Genomic DNA, 17,812 nt, shown 5'->3' with positions numbered 1-17,812 from the left:
ATTTGTTTCTATTATATCATGGGCTGTCCATTCTGCGTTCTTGTTCCTTGAAAAGTAAGGTAAAAGTAAGGACGGGAGAATGTAGATGTCAGGTTGAAGTTGTACCATAGAAGCATCGAAAGGAGATGTTTCTATGGACTATATCATTACAACGGAACAGTTGACCAAGAAATATAAGAACTTCACTTCGGTCAATCATGTTTCGCTTCATATTCGCAAGGGCAGCATTTATGGTTTTCTTGGCCCGAACGGGGCAGGCAAATCCACTACCATGAAAATGCTGTTGGGGTTGACCGACCCCACAAAAGGCAGCTTTACCATTGATGGGAAACAGTTTCCGCAGGATCGGATTGCCATTCTCAAAGAGATCGGCTCTTTCATCGAAGCGCCGTCTTTCTACGCGAATCTCACCGGGCGGGAAAATCTTGACATTATCCGCCGCATTTTGGGACTGCCGAAAGCGGATGTGGAAGATGCTCTGGAACTGGTAGGGCTGACCGAGTTTGGCGACCGGCTGGCAAAACAGTATTCGCTGGGAATGAAGCAACGCTTGGGCCTTGCCGGGGCGCTCTTGGGGCGTCCGCCGATTCTGATTCTGGACGAACCCACAAACGGTCTTGACCCGTCTGGTATCCATGAAATCCGCAATCTGGTAAAATCCTTGCCCAGCCTTTACGACTGCACGGTGCTGATCTCGTCCCATATGCTGTCTGAAATCGAATTGATTGCAGATGACATTGGGATTCTCAACCACGGGCGGCTGCTGTTTGAGGGAAGCATGAATGATCTTCGTCAATACGCCCTGCAATCCGGCTTCGCTGCGGACAATCTGGAAGATGTGTTCCTTTCTATGGTTGAGAAAGATAACATGGACAGAAAGCAGAGGGCAAAATTATGAAAACGCTGGCAATCGAACTTCGGAAAGAAAAGCGAACCGGCGTGATTCCCGTGCTGCTGGCCGTTGGTGTCTTGGGAGCCGCCTACGCATTTGTCAATTTCATTATGCGGAAAGACACACTTCTGAATCTGCCGCTGGCCCCGATGGATGTTTTGTTGACCCAGCTCTACGGCATGATTATGGTGCTGAATCTGTTCGGTATCGTGGTTGCTACCTGCATGATCTACAACATGGAATTTAAGGGAAGTGCCGTAAAGAAGATGTATATGCTTCCCGTCAGCGTCCCGGCCATGTATCTGTGTAAATTTCTGATTCTGACGGTCATGTTTTTGGTTGCTATCGTGCTGCAAAACCTGGCACTTGCACAGATCGGAATGACGGACTTGCCGGACGGAGCGTTTGAGATGGGTACGCTGGTACGCTTTGCCGGATACTCTTTTCTCACATCCATGCCGGTACTGTCGTTTATGCTGCTGATTTCCTCGCGCTTTGAAAATATGTGGGTGCCGCTTGGAATTGGTGTTGCCGGTTTTCTGAGTGGTATGGCCCTTGCAAATTCGGGGCTGACGCTTTTGCTGGTGCATCCTTTTGTGATTATTCTGAAACCAGCAGTAGCCATGAGCGCCCAGCCTGATTCGACGGTTGCCCTTGTCGCTTTGGTGGAAACACTGTTGTTCCTTGCTGTGGGCTTGTGGCTGGCGAAGTACAGACGCTACGAATAAGGAGGGATAATAAGAAATGAGTTTTTTGGATTTACTCAAAATCGAGTTTATGAAAGTAAAACGCTCCAAAATCGCACCCCTGATTTTCATTGCACCTTTATTGGTGGTGGTTTCCGGGGTTGCGTATTTGAGCAACTACTTTACACCGGAATACACCAATGCGTGGGCTGCCATGTTTATTCAAAGTGCGCTTGTTTACGCCTACTATCTGCTTCCATTCAGCATGATCGTGGTTTGCGTGATGATCGCAGGACGAGAAACAGGAAATAACGGGATTCTGAAAATGCTGGCGCTGCCGGTCAGCCGCTGCGCATTATCCATTGCCAAATTCTGTGTGCTTACCTTTTATCTGTTTATGGAGATGGTGGTGTTTCTTGTCGTATTTGTAATCGCTGGGTTGATTGCGACACAGACAATGGGAGTAACAGAAACCCTGCCGATTCTATATCTTCTGAAATGGTGCTTGGAGCTGTTTCTGACTATGCTGCCGTGCATTGCGGCTATGTGGGCCATCACTGTGCTGTTTGAAAAGCCGCTTCTTTCTGTGGGATTAAATCTGCTGCTTGTGATTCCCGGTGTATTGGTTGCGAATACGCCGCTGTGGATCGCCTACCCGTACTGTTACAGCGGTTATCTCGTTTCCTGCTCTCTCCATGACTTTACAGCAGAAACTTCCGACGCCGCTTTTTCGGTGTTTCCGTTCCTGCCGTGCGCGATTGTAGTGTTTGGCCTGTTTTTCGCGCTGGCTGTCACCCAATTTGGGAAAAAGGAAATGAGGTAAAACTATGGAAAAGAAAAAAATACCAATCAATCAGTATCGCTGCGCTCGTTATGAGCATCCTGCCGTTGGCGGCTCTCGCCCCGTCGTTCCTGCACCTTTCGCTGTCGGACGGAGTCCGAACCGCTTGGGCCGGAGCCAATATCGTTTTTGTTCTGCTGGGCCTGATTCTTTCGGTGGTATGTGTGCGGAGCAGGGAAATCCGCAGCATTATCAATATTATATCAACTGCAATCAGCGTTTTTTGGCTGTTGCTGATGGTGGGAATTGTGGTGCTTGCCTTATTCCTTACTTTCGTTCAGTGAGGAAACGGTTATGCGTAGAGTTGGGAAATTTATTGGATGCTGCCTGATCGCGGTTTCTTTGCTGGCTTGTACTGCCTCCTCCATCTCGATAGGTTAGAGCAAAAAGCAAAGCTGTATTATGGTAACTATTGCTGTAAAACGGATTTTGATTTAATTCGAAAAATTAAAGCCTTAGTCAAGTAACTAACTACAGACACCATCTGCCGGACGACGGCAAAAGAAAAAAGCCGTCGTAGAGCAGACAATTTGACACGCCCTTTCTTTGCGTTTACACAAACCAATGATGAATTTTCCGGAAATATTGTAGCTAATAGTGATTTAAACTGTTGTATTTGTTTAAAAATCAAAAAATTTCTAATGAATCTTCTGCATCTATCCACATTTGCAAATTTTCATCAAGATATAATCTTGCATATTCCAGTGGTTCATCAATAGCAAGTGCATCTAATACACAGTCTGATCCAGGCGTGATTTTTAAGTCCTTCTCAGCTTCCCAACAATCAATGCGGAGCATATAACCAGTAAACATCAATGCTGTTTCTGTGTGGATTGCATTCTGCAAATATCGTTCTCATCGTATAGCATCTCCTTATCATTCAATCAATCATCAGTTACAAAAATTAGAAGCATTTCAATCAGTTCACCATGTCACTTTCATTTTGTGTTATAATGTGTTATCAGATTTTTTTGCCCTTGTATTTGCCCTTATCAGAGTTTGTAAACACTGGTGGGACGATATAACACAAGGGAAACAATAAGGGAAAGCTCACCTGCGACAAATTCAGTGTTTTCAATGGTTTACAGTGAATTTGATAACAAAATATAACAGTTATTAAATCTCTTAAAACAGGTGAAATCTCAATCGAAATTGACCGAGCGCATTGGGCGAGAGATACTTCTTGTTTGAATGTTGGAATGATTATAGGTATTTGTTTTCGGTATGAAAATACCGTTTATTTATTCTAGACATAAGATGTCCGGTTGAAAATTAACGGATTCTCGTTTTATGTCGTGGTAATTTTGGTGCATATTGGTAAGCTGTAAGTGGAAGAGAGGTAGAGATATGGATACAAAAAAGATTGGAGCTTTTTTAAAGCAATGTCGTAAAGAAAAGAATCTTACGCAAGAACAGCTTGCCGAGAAGTTTGGGGTATCTGCAAGAACAGTTTCCAGATGGGAAACAGGAATAAATATGCCAGATCTCAGTGTACTTGTTCAACTTGCTGAATATTACGATGTTGAGATGAGAGAGCTCCTGGATGGAGAAAGGAGCCAGACTATGAATAAAGATATGAAAGAAACACTGGACAAAGTTGCGGTGTATGAAGAATGGGTGAAACAAAAAGCATTAAAGGCTGGAAATCTTGCATTTGCATCAATGTTTGTGATTGGTGTGTTAGCGATTATTATTCAGATGCTATTAATGGTGGATACTCGTTTGGTTTTGGGAGAGATAGTAACTGTCTTAGTAGGAGGAATCCTATATGTAGCTATTATGGTGTATAATGGAATATGGGATAAATGCCTGCCAAAAAGTGCTGCTATATGGCGGAATTTTCTCACCAGTGTAATATGTGCAGGAATTTTTACAGTCATCTATGGTACATGTTTATTTAGAATGGGAGCTACAGAAACACAGATAACACGATTGGCATTGGGATTTCTGATAGGTATTACTATTGTGTCATTTATTATTCTTAGGACCTTAGCATTTATTAATCGAAAAAGAAATCAGAATTCACCAAATGTTCAGGAGAGAAAAGAAACTTCCCAATCTAAGACAGAATGGACAAAGATTTATAATGCACAGAATATAGTAGAGACAGAACAGCTCGTAGAAATGTTAAAGCAAAGTGAAATAGAAGCTTTTTCCCAGGAAGCAGGTGCGAATGTTGCAATGCATGGGGCACCCGGATTTGGAATATATGGCGTGGATATATTCGTGAAAACCGATGATACAGAGAAGGCAGTACAGCTGATCAAGGAGATTAATAACCAAGAGAATGAAGAAATTTTTTGACATTGTCACATATGCGTGCTAATATGATTATAGAAAAAGTGTGCTGCCGATAGACGGTTAGTCCACATACTTAATTGATTGAAAATAACCGTTCAGTTTGCGAGGCTGGGGCGGTTATTTTTGTGTCTTGTTATTAACTTTGCCGAATACCTTTGAGTAACGAGGGAGTGAGATATATGGAGCAGTTATTGATTGTTGAAGATGATATTGGTTTGAATCAAGGTTTATGCAAAGCACTGAAAGTAGATGATCGGAAAATCATTTCCTGCAAAGACCTGAAAACGGCGAAGGAGCAGCTGCTTTGCGGCGGTGTATCCCTGATCCTGCTGGATATCAATCTGCCGGATGGCAGCGGGCTCGAGTTGCTCCGGGAGGTCAAGGAAAACACACCCTATATTCCTGTTATTCTGCTGACTGCCAATGACACCGATCTGGACATCGTAGACGGACTGGAGAGGGGCGCTGATGATTACATTACCAAGCCCTTTTCTCTTTCGGTTTTGCGGGCAAGGGTGAATACCCAACTGCGAAAGCAAGCGTCAAACCATAAAAATGCGCCGCTCCATATGGATCTATTTCACTTTGACTTTGAGGCTATGACCTTTTATGTGGGAGATTCCAAAGTGGAATTGAGTAAAACAGAACAAAAATTACTGCGTCTGCTTGTTGAAAATCGTGGTCGAACCATGACCCGTGGAGACCTTGTCGACCGGATCTGGACAGATGGCGCAGAATATGTGGATGAAAATGCTTTGTCTGTTACGATCAAGCGTCTGAGGGATAAGCTTGGTGCACAGAAATACATTAAAACCGTCTATGGAATCGGTTATAGCTGGGTGACAAAAGATGAATAAAACCGGCATTGTGATCATACTGCTGTGTTCTCTGGCGGCGGCAGCTGTTGTATTATGGGAGCGGAGAAAGGTCAGAAAAACGATGGAAGAAATCGAAAGGATGCTGGACGCTGCCATGACTGGTTCTTTTTCTGAAATCACTTTTGATGAAAGCCAGCTGTCTGCTTTGGAAACAAAGTTTGCACACTATCTTTCTGCCGCAGAAGCATCTTCTCGAAATATGGCACAGGAAAAAGACAAAATCAAATCCTTGATTGCGGACATTTCGCACCAGACGAAAACGCCGATTGCAAACCTGCTGTTATACAGCGAGCTTTTGATGGAGGAAACTCTTCCTGCATCGGCAAAGGAAAACGTGGAGGCACTGTACAAACAATCGGAAAAGCTACGATTTCTGATTGATTCTCTCGTAAAACTTTCCAGACTGGAAAATGGGATCATTTCACTTTCCCCTCAGCAAGCATCACTTCAGCCGCTGCTTGAAAGCGTAGTAGAACAATATACCGCCAAGGCTTCTGAAAAAGGATTGTCCATATATCTGTACGATACAGATATTTCCGCTACATTTGACTTCAAATGGACAGCGGAAGCACTGGCTAATATTGTAGACAATGCCATCAAATATACGGAGCATGGAACAATCACGATTTCTACCGTAAGTTACGAAATGTTTACAAGGATCGATATATCGGATACCGGTTCAGGTATCCCGGAAAACGAGCAGGCAAAGATATTTTCCCGTTTTTATCGTTCAAATGCTGTTCAGGAACAAGAAGGGGTTGGCATCGGCTTATACCTTGCCCGACAGATCATATCCGGTGAGGGAGGTTATATCAAGATTGCTTCCGTTCCGGGAAAAGGAAGTACGTTTTCCATATTTCTGCCGAAATAACAACAATTCTATCAAAACTGTTAGATTTCATTTTCTGCCGGAAAGAATGTGGAAAGAATCCTATGCGATAATCTGTATGTATTAAAGGATCATTTCCTTTCATACATACAGATTTTTTCATGGAGGTACTCGTTTATGGAGGTTTTACAGGCAAAAGACCTGAAAAAGATTTATGGCTCCGGTAATAACGCAGTTCATGCGTTGGATGGAGTTGATTTAAGTGTGAAGAAGGGAGAGTTTGTTGCAATTGTCGGCACATCCGGATCCGGAAAATCCACGCTGTTGCATATGCTGGGCGGGCTGGATCGCCCTACAAGCGGCACGGTCATAGTGGACGGACAGGATATTTTCTCCCTGAAGGAGGAAGCGCTGACCATCTTTCGCCGCAGGAAAATCGGCTTTGTATTTCAGAGCTACAATCTTGTTCCGGTGCTGAATGTATATGAAAATATCATTCTACCCACTGAACTGGATGGCGGAAAGGTAAACAAGGCTTTTGTGCAGCAGATCGTGCAGACGCTTGGACTGAGCGACCGTCTGGATGCCCTGCCCAATCAGCTCTCAGGCGGTCAACAGCAGCGAGTAGCCATTGCCCGTGCGCTGGCGGCAGCACCCGCTATCATTCTGGCAGATGAACCCACCGGCAATCTGGATTCCAAAACCAGCCAGGATGTATTGAGCCTTTTGAAAGTCACCAGTCAAAAGTTCGCCCAGACAATCGTAATGATCACTCACAACGAAGAAATTGCGCAGATGGCAGACCGCATTATCCGTATCGAAGATGGTCGGATCGTCTCCCAGAACTAACGGGAGGTGGCTACGATGAATGTCAAAAACAGAAAATGTATTCGAAAGCTCAGCTTAAAATCTCTTTATGCGAACCGTCGCCGCAATCTGATCGCTATTTTTGCCATTGCGCTGACAACGCTGCTATTTACGTCCATGTTCACCATTGCCTTGTCGTTGAACGCCAGCTATGAAACCTACCAGTTTCGGCAGGTAGGCGGCTATGCGCATGGCACCTTTAAGGATGTTTCCCCCGAGCAGGCGGAACGCATCGCTGCCCACCCAAAGGTGAAGGCTGCGGGGGTACGGAAGGTAATCGGTATCACTGCGGAGGGGGTCTTTGCCAAAATACCGGCAGAGATCAGCTACATGGATGCCAACTGCACTAAATGGAGCTATGCCACCCCTACTACCGGACGGATGCCCGAAAGCGGCAAAGAGGTAGCCATGGATACGGCAGCGTTGCAGCTGCTTGGCGTAACGCCGGAGCTGGGCGCCGAGGTCACGGTTTCCTATTCCATTACGGACAAGGATCAAACCGCCTTTACTGTAACAGATACCTTTACGCTGGTGGGCTATTGGGACTATGATGAACTAATGCCTGTTCATTACATCAACATCAGCCGTGATTACGCAGATGACATCGAAGCGCAGGCAGTGAAAACAGGTTTACAGCCTTTCCGCACCGATTTGAATGTCATGCTGGCCTCCGGCACAAACATTCAAGGGCAGATGGAGCAGGTGGATACCGATCTTGGCTACACATGGGACAGCTATACCGATCCCAACAGCGTCCGGATCGGCGTCAACTGGGGATATACCTCATCCCAGCTGGAGTCGAAGCTTGATCCGGAACTTGTGATCGCCATAGCAGCTTTTTTGCTGCTGGTGATTTTCACGGGGTATCTTATCATCTATAACATTTTTCAGATCTCTGTTGTAGGGGATATCCGGTTTTACGGACTTCTGAAAACCATTGGCACAACGCCCCGGCAGCTCAAACGTATCATTCGCCAGCAGGCACTTCTGCTTTGTCTGATCGGCATTCCGGCAGGGCTGCTGCTGGGCTACGGCATCGGCGCTGTTCTGGTGCCTGTTGTCTTGCGCTCCACCCAGTTGGATGCAGGCATCACCACCATCAGCACATCGCCTGTGATCTTCCTTGGTTCTATGCTGTTCGCCTTGTTGACGGTGCTTTTGTCCTGTTCCAAGCCCGGAAAAATGGCAGCTAAGGTCTCTCCGGTGGAGGCTACCAAATATACGGATGCAATGCAGACCAAGAAAAAACAGCGCAGCACCCGGGGAGCGAAGCTCCATCAGATGGCCTTTGCCAATTTGGGACGAAACAAGAAAAAGACGGTACTGGTGGTGGTGTCTCTGGCACTGTCGGTGACACTGTTCAATGCACTGTGTACCTTTGTGGGCGGCTTCAGCATGGAGAAGTATGTATCCGCCAAGACCTGCGCCGATTTTATCGTCAGCACGCCCGACTATTTCCGTTACAACTCAGCAGATGAATTCATCACGCCAGAACAGATCGGAGAGATCGCAGCAAACACAAAGGCCAGTCTTTCCGGCACGGGATATGCTGTGCGAAAACCCGCATATCTGTGGATGACGGAGGATGCTCTGCGGCAGGACTATGCATGGTTCGAAAGCGCCGAGCAGTTGGACAGCCATATGAGCCGTCTGGAGCACCGGGGCAATATGGTGATGGGAAAGACCAGAATTGAGGCTCTGGATAACAGTCTGTTTGACAAGCTGCAAGTGTTCGACGGAGATATTTCTCCCATGTTGGAGCCGGACAATAACGCCATTGCCATTGCGGTTTCCTTAGATGACTACGGTAATCTGCCCAATCTTGAATACTACCCCAAGGTAGGAGACACGATCACCGCTACCTATGCGGACGATGTGAAATATATCGACAGCCGCACCGGGGAACTCTGCACCGAAGATACACCGGAGGAGTACCTTCAGGAAAAACTGTATGGAGCCAGAGATGTAGCGTACACGGTCTGCGCCTTGGTAGAGCTTCCGTATTCCATGAGTTATCGTTATGGTGGTATTGGATATGAGACAGTTTTGTCTGTGGATACCGCACAGCGGGACAGCGGTGGTGCGGCCATTCCGCTGCTCTACCTGTTCGACACAGCGGACGAAGCGGACGAGGCCGAAGCAGAGCAATATCTATCGAAGCTCACTGCCGGTGAGTTTTCGCCCTTGATGTATGAAAGCAAGGCCACGGCTCGCTCTGAATTTGCTCAGTTCCGGCAGATGTTCCTTCTGATAGGTGGTATCCTCTGTGCTATCATTGGGCTGGTGGGACTCTTAAATTTCTTCAACGCCATGATGACCAGTATTCTTTCCCGCCGCCGTGAATTTGCTGTGCTTCAGGCTGTAGGAATGACGAACCGGCAGCTCAAAACCATGCTGATCTACGATGGATTGTTTTACGCAATGTCCTCCGTATCGGCGGCCTTTATTCTGTCGCTGGCGGTGGGACCTCTTGCAGGAAAAATGCTGGGCAGTATGTTCTGGTTCTTTGAGTATCGATTCACCATTCTGCCTGTCCTGCTGACAATTCCGGTATTTCTTCTGCTTGGGTGGCTGATTCCTTGCATGATGTATGATAACGCAGCAAAATGCAGCATTGTAGATCAGTTAAGGGATGCTCAATAATTGTTAAGCCAAAATTAGCCCTCTGTCAATGAAAAGGCTGAGGGCTGGAATTCAAATAATAATCAAAGTGACCATTACACTGGCCAGCGGCAAGAAACAGGTCATTTCCATTACTGTGCAGAAAACAACGGTAAGAACAACAAAGATCACCGGACTGAAATCAAGCGTGACTGTTGCAAGGAATAAAAAAACTTACGCTGAAACCAGTCATCAGCCCGATCACTTCCCAGGAGAAAGTTACCTACAGTTCTTCAAATAAGAAGAGCGTGACGCTAAATTCCAAGGGCGTGATCACCGGAAAGAAAAAGGGAACAGCCTATATCACAGTGAAATCTGGAAAGATCCGTAAAAAAGTAAAAGTAGTTGTTAAATAAAAATGATTCAAGCAGGAGCTGCCTTTCATGAATACACATGGAATGGCAGCTCCTTTTTTCATTTTTTGCATGTAGCTTTATTTGCAGAAGTAGATTACGATATTAATAGTTGACCAAGAGAGAAGAATGTTTAGATAATATGTTATAGTGATAATGGAAGCATGGTAACAAAAAAAATTATAAAAATAGAAAAAAAGTGCAACCAAACAGAAAAAAATACGTTCTATATAATAGAAAACATTAATATGGCACACTGTAAATAACCTATCTGCATAAAAACACTAATATACAGGGGAGAAATGTGATATGGAAGATATACATATTATAAATTTATTTTTAGAAAGATCAGAAGATGCAATTCGCCAGGTAGAAGTAAAGTACGAAAAATTTTGCTTTAAGATTGCATGGAATATTTTATATAACACAGAAGATTCAGAAGAATGCGTAAATGATACGTGGCTGATAACGTGGAATAAGATTCCGCCCAAAACGCCAACAAAATTATCTGCATTTCTTGGAAAAATAACCAGAAATTTGGCATTGGACAATTTCAGAAAGAAAAATGCTTCAAAAAGAGCAGATACACATATGATGGATATTTGTGGTGAAGTGGAAAAACTGGAAAATATAATAAAGGATTATGTGGAAGAGGATATAAAGAAAAAGGAAATTTTGAATATTTTAGAAAAATTTTTAAGTGATTTAAAAGCAGGGGACAGGGATATTTTTGTCAGGAGATATTGGTATATGGATAATATTAAAGACATTGCAAAAAGACATGGATGCTCTGAGACTAAAATTAAATCCAGTCTTTTTCGAAGCAGAAACAAATTATGGGAAGAGGTGAAAGAAATCATATGAAAAAAGAAAACAATTTTTTGGATCTGATGGGAGAAATAGATGAAAAATTTGTTTATGAAGCTTCCTTGCCATGGGAAAAGCGAAATGTTAATTTGAAATTAAAATTAGCAAAGATTGCAGCAGCAGGAGTTGTAATAGCATTATTGATAGGAGGCTTTGGACATCCGCATGAGATAAAGGCGGCCTGGGAACAGATTACTTCGTGGATTCAAACTGCATTGGGGATTAATGAAAATGTAGAATCATATATAGATAGTGTTGGAAAAACGATTACTAAAAATGAAATTTTTATTACGTTAGATGAAATTGCTGCTGATAAGGAGAATTTATGGGTGGCAATATCTGATAATATAAATGATTCAAAAGAAAAGGATACTATTCTACTAACAGAAGTGGAGATAAATGGAAAAGCGGCACAGTTAGATGGAACATATGCTCTGGAGAAAAAGGAGAACGGAACAGATGGTCAGGTTTGTCATTATAGGCTGGAAGATACAACTATTAAAGACAATACAGCAGATATAAAAATGAAAGTATGGTTATTTGATCCAACAGAAATGGATACTGCAGATACAGAAGATACGGATGACTATATTTTTGAATTTTCATCAAATTGGGAAGAACTGGAGAAGAATACCATAAATGTAAATGTGAATAAAAAAATAAAGATATCTCCAAATCAAAATCTGACGATTTCAAAAATGAGCTTAAACGATTTGGCAAGTACAATTTATGGAAATTTGGATAATAAAGAATATGAAGATTATTATTTAATAGGAACCGACGATAAAGGAAATCAGGGGCTTTATAGAATGACAAATTATGGGGACACAGAGACTGTGTTTGAAGAAAGCAGAAATAATACAAAATACAAAGGAATTTCGCCAGATGCTAAAACGGTGACATTAAAATTATATGTAAATAAAGAAGAAAAAAGCAGCACAACATATAAAAAATATGAAACTGGAATAGAAGATACTTACGGAGAAGGCGAAGGACGTGTTTATGAAAGTGATGAAGATCCTCTGGATTTATATAGCCAAGTGGAAGGAAAAATAGAAATTAAAATCAGATGACAAAAGAATAATTTTATCGAAGAGAGGAACAGCCAATATCATCTGCCTTCAGATATTGGCTGTAATATATATGATACATAAAAAATACAAGCAGCAGATAACGATAAGATTCTTATATCAGTCAAGGAAGCCTGTGAACGCACAGGTCTTTCAGAGAAAACCATGAGAACTCTTATGAAGAATAATACCTTCATGGTACGAATTGGGCGAAGAACCCTGATTGATAAGAAAAAATTTCAGAAATGGATAGATCGGCAGTCTTGAAAGGTTTTTGGGGTTGTGTTAAAATTAAGTCCAGTGCCATGCATGATCATCTATTGTTATTAGAAAAAGGATGGTAATGTTATGGAAAAAATCTAAGAGGAAAAGAAATAGGTAAGGGAATCCGACAAAGAAAAGATGGGCGGTAAGAAGCCAGAATCACAATTAAGGGATCTGGCAACCGCCTTTTTCTATCTATGGAACAAATCTTCAGCAGGTGAAAAAGCAAAGAAACATGTATTTGGCGGAAGTTCTCCCAGGTATTCCAGGCTTTGATTCGAGTATGTCCGTTTCAAAATGGTATGAGAAATGGATGGAACTTTATAAGGTTCGGAATCTTAAAGCAACCACGATAAGAAATTTTGAAGAAAAGTATGGAAAAGAAATCTGGTTTTACTGATAAAATGACAATTTAGGAAGAGGTTTAAATATTTGGAAAAAGCAAGAAACACTGAAGAAGAAAAAAAAATGGGGCAAAAGTGGGTCAAAAAAGAATATGAGGCATCTGAAACCCGCATAAACACTGGGGTTCCGGCTGATACCAGTACATTATCACCGATGATGAAAGAATACGTAAAGACCAAAGAAGAGTACAGCGACTGTATCCTTTTTTACCGTCTGGGCGATTTTTATGAAATGTTCTTTGAGGATGCACTGACTGCATCCAGGGAACTGGAAATTACACTTACAGGAAAAGACTGCGGACTGGAAGAGAGAGCGCCCATGTGTGGCGTTCCTTTTCATGCTGCGGAAACTTATATCAACCGGCTGATCGAAAAGGGCTATAAGGTTGCCATCTGCGAACAGGTAGAAGATCCGAAAAAAGCCAAGGGTCTTGTTAAACGAGAGGTTGTCCGCATTGTCACACCGGGAACTACTCTGGATACCATGTCACTGGACGAGTCAAAAAACAATTATCTGATGTCCATTGTCTCCATTGGAGAGCATTTTGGCTGTGCAATTGCAGATATCACAACCGGTGACTGCTTTCTCACAGAGCTGGATAAACCACAGAAGCTTCTGGATGAGATCAATAAATTCACACCTGCCGAGATCATCTGCAACGACGCCTTTCTTTTAAGCGGTGTGGATGTAGCGGATCTGAAGGGGCGTCTTGGGATCTGTGTATTTGCTCTGGATCCCTGGTACTTTGACGACCAGCTGTGCCAGAAAACCCTGAAAGAGCATTTTCACGTCGGAAATCTGGAAGGTCTCGGGATCGGAGATTATGACAGCGGGATCATTGCTTCCGGTGCATTGTTCCTGTATCTGAAGGAAACACAAAAAACAGCACTTTCCCATATGGCAAGCATCCGCCCTTACTCTGCTGAAAAATATATGCTCATCGACAGCTCCAGCCGTCGTAACCTGGAGCTTGTGGAAACCATGCGCGAAAAGCAGAAACGAGGTTCTCTTCTCTGGGTTCTGGATAAAACCAAAACTGCCATGGGTGCAAGAACCCTTCGTTCTTATGTGGAGCAGCCTCTGATCGATGCAGAGGAAATCGAAAAGAGACTTGGTGCCCTGGAAGAACTGAACGCAAAACCTATGGATCGTGATGAGATCCGGGAGTACTTAAATCCGATCTACGATCTGGAACGTCTGATAAGCCGTATCAGCTACAAATCTGCCAACCCAAGAGATCTGGTTTCCTTTGCCTCTTCCCTGGAAATGCTACCTTATATAAAGCAGATCCTTGCAGAATTTAACTCTCCGCTGCTTACGCAGATCAATGAAGACATGGATCCACTGTCAGACATTACCGCTCTGATCCGTAATTCCATTGCTGATGATCCACCCCTTGCCCAGAAGGACGGCGGTATCATTCGGGAAGGTTATAATGAAGATGTGGATAAATTCCGCCGCTCCCGGACAGATGGAAAGAAGTGGTTATCTGAATTGGAAGCAAGAGAGCGAGAACGCACCGGTATTAAGAGCCTGAAGATCAAATATAACCGTGTATTCGGCTATTCCCTGGAAGTTACCAACACCTTCAAGGAGCTCGTGCCGGAGGACTATATCCGCAAACAGACCCTTACCAACGCAGAGCGTTACATCACCCAGGAGCTGAAGGATCTGGAGGATCTGATCCTTGGAGCGGAAGATAAGCTTTATGCATTAGAATTTGAACTGTTTTCAGATATCCGTGATCAGGTTGGAGCTGAGGTTGTCCGTATCCAGCGTACTGCAAAGGCTGTAGCTGCTCTGGATGTTTTTGCTTCCCTTGCACTGGTTGCACAGAGGAATAACTTTGTCCGGCCCAAGATCAATGAAACCGGCCTCATTGATATCCGAAATGGCCGCCACCCGGTTGTGGAACAAATGATCGAAAACGATATGTTCATTCCAAATGATACATATCTTGACAACCACAAAAAACGTATCTCCATTATCACAGGACCGAACATGGCCGGAAAATCCACATACATGCGCCAGACAGCGCTGATCGTACTGATGGCACAGATCGGAAGCTTTGTTCCTGCGGACAGTGCGAATATCGGTGTGGTTGACCGGATCTTCACCCGTGTGGGAGCATCCGATGACCTTGCAAGCGGACAGAGTACCTTTATGGTGGAGATGACAGAGGTTGCCAACATTCTTCGTAATGCCACTTCCCGAAGTCTTCTGATCCTGGATGAGATCGGACGTGGAACCAGTACCTTTGACGGCCTTTCCATTGCCTGGGCAGTGATCGAACACATCAGCAACACCAAACTCTGCGGCGCCAAGACCTTATTTGCGACCCATTATCATGAGCTTACCGAACTGGAAGGCAAGCTTTCCGGTGTCAACAACTACTGTATCGCTGTCAAGGAAAAAGGCGACGATATCGTATTCCTGCGTAAGATCGTAAAAGGCGGAGCAGATAAAAGCTATGGTATCCAGGTAGCCAAGCTTGCCGGTGTTCCGGATTCCGTGATCCAGCGTGCCAAGGAGCTGGTAGAGGAGCTCAGTGATGCAGATATCACTGCAGCTGTAAAAGATCTGACTGCTCCAAAGAAAAAACAGAAGATCACCTATGATCAGTTAGATATGGCACAGATGTCACTGTTTGACACGGTACAGGACAATGATATCATTGAAGAGATCAAAAACCTGGAGATCGGGAATCTGACACCAATGGAAGCTTTGAATATTCTCTATAACCTGCAGAACAAAATTAAGAACCGGTGGTGATACCCTTGAAAAAAATTGCAGTTTTAGACCAGAATACCATTGATAAGATCGCAGCAGGAGAGGTCGTAGAGCGCCCCTCCTCTGTTGTAAAAGAGCTTGTGGAAAATGCCATTGACGCAGGTGCTACCGCTATTACTGTAGAGATCACAGACGGCGGAAAAAAGCTGATCCGTATCACGGACAATGGCTCCGGAATGGATGCAGAGCAGGTTCCGCTTGCTTTTCTCCGCCATGCCACAAGTAAAATTGAAAAAGTAGAAGACCTGACCCACATTGCCTCTCTTGGCTTCCGTGGTGAAGCACTTTCCAGTATTGCCGCCGTCTCCCAGGTGGAGCTGATCACAAAGACTCCTTCCGGGATCAGTGGTACCCGTTATGTGATCGAAGGCGGAAAAGAACAGTCTCTGGAGGAAATGGGGGCACCGGAGGGAACAACATTTCTGATCCGAAACCTCTTTTACAATACACCTGCAAGGAGCAAATTCCTAAAATCCGATATGACAGAAGCCGGTTACATCAATACTCTGATGGAGCAGCTGGCGCTTTCCCATCCGGAAATCTCCTTTAAATATATCCAGAACCGTCAGGTGAAGCTTTCCAGTTCCGGAAACTACAGCGTAAAAGATGTGATCTACAGTGTCTACGGCCGGGAGATTGCCAAGGCGCTTCTGGATGTTTCCTACGAAAATGATTTCATGAAGATCGAGGGCTTTGTGGGGAAACCGGAGATTTCCAGAGGAAACCGTACTTTTGAGAATTATTATATCAATGGCCGGTATGTAAAAAACAAGATCATTACCAAGGCCATTGAGGACGGATATAAAGGACTTGTCATGCAGCATAAATTTCCGTTTGTCTCACTTCGGATTGAAATGGACGGCAATGACCTGGATGTTAATGTGCATCCCGCAAAGCGAGAAGTGCGTTTTGCCAGAGAAACCGAAGTTTATACGGCCATTTATGAAACTGTCCGCAAGGTATTGACCCACAGAGAACTGATCCCGCAGGTATCTGTTGGAAAAGACGAACCGACATCCCGCACAGAACAGATAAAGCCAGGAAATATTCCGGAGCCTTTTGAAGTAAAACGGCGGCAGGAGATGTACGGTCACCCGAACCGGACGGCAAATATAGCTTCCCATACTACACCGGCAGCTTCTGAAGTACGTACAACGCCGGTTCCATCGATGCCTTATGATAAGTCGACAAATGGTACCGCCTCCTATGGCTCAGCTGAAACAGCTCACAGTTCTTCAGCTTCTTCTGCAGATAAATACAAGCATGTGGATTCTCTGCGGGAAAATCCCGTATATGGATCGCAGCCTTTCACAAAAGAAGAAGAGGAAATGTTTTCCGGAACATTAAAAGACGGAAGAAATGAAAATTTCGCTGCAGAAACAGCAGATTATGAAGTGATTTCCGAAAAGCCTGCTGAATCGGCACCTCCTGAGGTAGACAACGAACCGATCAAATCTCAGGAACAGGAACCGCCAAAACAGCTGGAACTGTTTGAAGAACGGCTTCTTGCTCCTGAATCCAGAAGCCGCCACAGGCTGATCGGACAGCTGTTTGACACCTACTGGCTGGTACAGTTCGAGGATAATTTTTATATCATTGACCAGCATGCTGCTCATGAAAAAGTATATTATGAGCGATTCGTAAAGCTGTTTCAGTCCCAGAACATCCAGTCCCAGTATGTAAGTCCGCCACTGATCGTTTCACTCAGCCTTGAGGAGGAGAATCTGCTGAAGGCAAACGAAAAGTATTTCCGGGATTTCGGCTTTGAGATCGAACCCTTTGGCGGAAGGGAGTACAGTATCAGTGCGGTTCCCTCCAGCCTTCTGGGAATGACAGAAGAAGAGCTGTTTCTGGAAATGCTGGACCACCTCACTGCAGACGGTTCCAGGGATGCCTTTGAAATTTTTGCCTCAAGGCTTGCGACCATGGCCTGTAAGGCTGCTGTAAAAGGCAATCATTCTATGTCGCCTCAGGAAGCTGACAAGCTGATCGATGAATTATTGACACTGAAAAATCCTTATAACTGTCCTCATGGAAGACCAACGATCATTGCCATGAGTAAGACAGAAATCGAAAAAAAATTCAAACGTATTGTGTAAGATACTTAA

At 44.2% G+C, this 17,812-nt stretch carries 15 protein-coding genes and 1 pseudogene; 15 read left to right on the top strand and 1 reads right to left on the bottom strand.

The genetic code is table 11. From position 1 onward, the window contains the following. Positions 1 to 133: 133 nt before the first annotated feature. From CCC70_RS13690 to CCC70_RS13675, 4 genes are read left to right on the top strand one after another with little or no spacing between them, the layout of a single operon-like run. Entirely contained in the window at positions 134 to 898 is a 765-nt protein-coding gene (locus CCC70_RS13690) for an ABC transporter ATP-binding protein (protein ID WP_055067099.1), read from the top strand. Beyond that, positions 895 to 1,620 (top strand): ABC transporter permease, encoded by a 726-nt coding sequence (locus CCC70_RS13685; RefSeq protein ID WP_117657556.1) that lies wholly within the window; start codon positions 895 to 897, stop codon positions 1,618 to 1,620. Before CCC70_RS13690 ends, CCC70_RS13685 begins: the two co-directional genes overlap by 4 nt. Positions 1,621 to 1,636: 16 nt before the next feature. Beyond that, positions 1,637 to 2,401 (top strand): ABC transporter permease, encoded by a 765-nt coding sequence (locus CCC70_RS13680; protein WP_270652694.1) that lies wholly within the window; start codon positions 1,637 to 1,639, stop codon positions 2,399 to 2,401. Between the two features lie 4 nt (positions 2,402 to 2,405). Continuing rightward, positions 2,406 to 2,750, top strand: coding sequence for a hypothetical protein (locus tag CCC70_RS13675; RefSeq protein ID WP_330577224.1), 345 nt, complete (start codon positions 2,406 to 2,408; stop codon positions 2,748 to 2,750). Between the two features lie 296 nt (positions 2,751 to 3,046). Here CCC70_RS13675 and CCC70_RS13670 read toward each other — a convergent pair. Continuing rightward, a pseudogene (locus tag CCC70_RS13670) lies at positions 3,047 to 3,278 on the bottom strand (DUF6061 family protein). 488 nt (positions 3,279 to 3,766) lie between these two features. On the opposite strand from CCC70_RS13670, the gene CCC70_RS13665 reads away from it, so the two are divergent. The 11 genes from CCC70_RS13665 to mutL all read left to right on the top strand — a co-directional run bounded on the left by CCC70_RS13665 (position 3,767) and on the right by mutL (position 17,803). Continuing rightward, positions 3,767 to 4,723, top strand: a complete 957-nt coding sequence (locus tag CCC70_RS13665) for a helix-turn-helix domain-containing protein (protein WP_092072146.1) — start codon at positions 3,767 to 3,769, stop codon at positions 4,721 to 4,723. A 176-nt stretch (positions 4,724 to 4,899) separates the two neighbouring features. After that, the gene (locus CCC70_RS13660; protein ID WP_118169678.1) at positions 4,900 to 5,577 is read left to right on the top strand and encodes a response regulator transcription factor; all 678 of its coding nucleotides are present in this window, start codon (positions 4,900 to 4,902) and stop codon (positions 5,575 to 5,577) included. After that, the gene (locus CCC70_RS13655) at positions 5,570 to 6,469 is read left to right on the top strand and encodes a sensor histidine kinase (RefSeq protein ID WP_287085069.1); all 900 of its coding nucleotides are present in this window, start codon (positions 5,570 to 5,572) and stop codon (positions 6,467 to 6,469) included. Before CCC70_RS13660 ends, CCC70_RS13655 begins: the two co-directional genes overlap by 8 nt. A gap of 135 nt (positions 6,470 to 6,604) precedes the next feature. Continuing rightward, positions 6,605 to 7,276: an ABC transporter ATP-binding protein gene (locus CCC70_RS13650; protein ID WP_055053974.1), complete on the top strand. Its 672-nt coding sequence runs from the start codon at positions 6,605 to 6,607 to the stop codon at positions 7,274 to 7,276. A 15-nt stretch (positions 7,277 to 7,291) separates the two neighbouring features. Next, on the top strand, positions 7,292 to 9,937 hold the full coding sequence (locus CCC70_RS13645; protein WP_287085066.1) for an ABC transporter permease: 2,646 nt from the start codon (positions 7,292 to 7,294) through the stop codon (positions 9,935 to 9,937). Positions 9,938 to 10,110: 173 nt separating this feature from the next. Next, the gene (locus CCC70_RS13640) at positions 10,111 to 10,311 is read left to right on the top strand and encodes an Ig-like domain-containing protein (protein WP_243119161.1); all 201 of its coding nucleotides are present in this window, start codon (positions 10,111 to 10,113) and stop codon (positions 10,309 to 10,311) included. 306 nt (positions 10,312 to 10,617) lie between these two features. Continuing rightward, a complete protein-coding gene (locus tag CCC70_RS13635) occupies positions 10,618 to 11,172 on the top strand; it encodes an RNA polymerase sigma factor (RefSeq protein WP_173753657.1) in 555 nt (184 codons plus the stop codon). Continuing rightward, positions 11,145 to 12,248 carry a DUF4179 domain-containing protein gene (locus CCC70_RS13630; protein WP_287085062.1) on the top strand — a complete coding sequence of 368 codons (1,104 nt, stop codon included), beginning with the start codon at positions 11,145 to 11,147 and terminating at the stop codon, positions 12,246 to 12,248. Before CCC70_RS13635 ends, CCC70_RS13630 begins: the two co-directional genes overlap by 28 nt. 84 nt (positions 12,249 to 12,332) lie before the next feature. Further along, positions 12,333 to 12,512, top strand: coding sequence for a helix-turn-helix transcriptional regulator (locus CCC70_RS16760; protein WP_084449169.1), 180 nt, complete (start codon positions 12,333 to 12,335; stop codon positions 12,510 to 12,512). 555 nt (positions 12,513 to 13,067) lie between these two features. Further along, positions 13,068 to 15,686, top strand: a complete 2,619-nt coding sequence (gene mutS, locus CCC70_RS13625; protein ID WP_287085248.1) for a DNA mismatch repair protein MutS — start codon at positions 13,068 to 13,070, stop codon at positions 15,684 to 15,686. Between the two features lie 5 nt (positions 15,687 to 15,691). Then, positions 15,692 to 17,803, top strand: a complete 2,112-nt coding sequence (mutL, locus tag CCC70_RS13620) for a DNA mismatch repair endonuclease MutL (RefSeq protein WP_287085060.1) — start codon at positions 15,692 to 15,694, stop codon at positions 17,801 to 17,803. Positions 17,804 to 17,812: the final 9 nt, after the last annotated feature.

This window comes from Blautia sp. LMAG:89 (assembly GCF_008679485.1).
GTDB lineage: Bacteria > Bacillota > Clostridia > Lachnospirales > Lachnospiraceae > Blautia_A > Blautia_A fusiformis.
The sequence above is the reverse complement of the archived record's forward strand: the minus strand, read 5'-3'. Positions and strand labels throughout refer to the sequence as shown.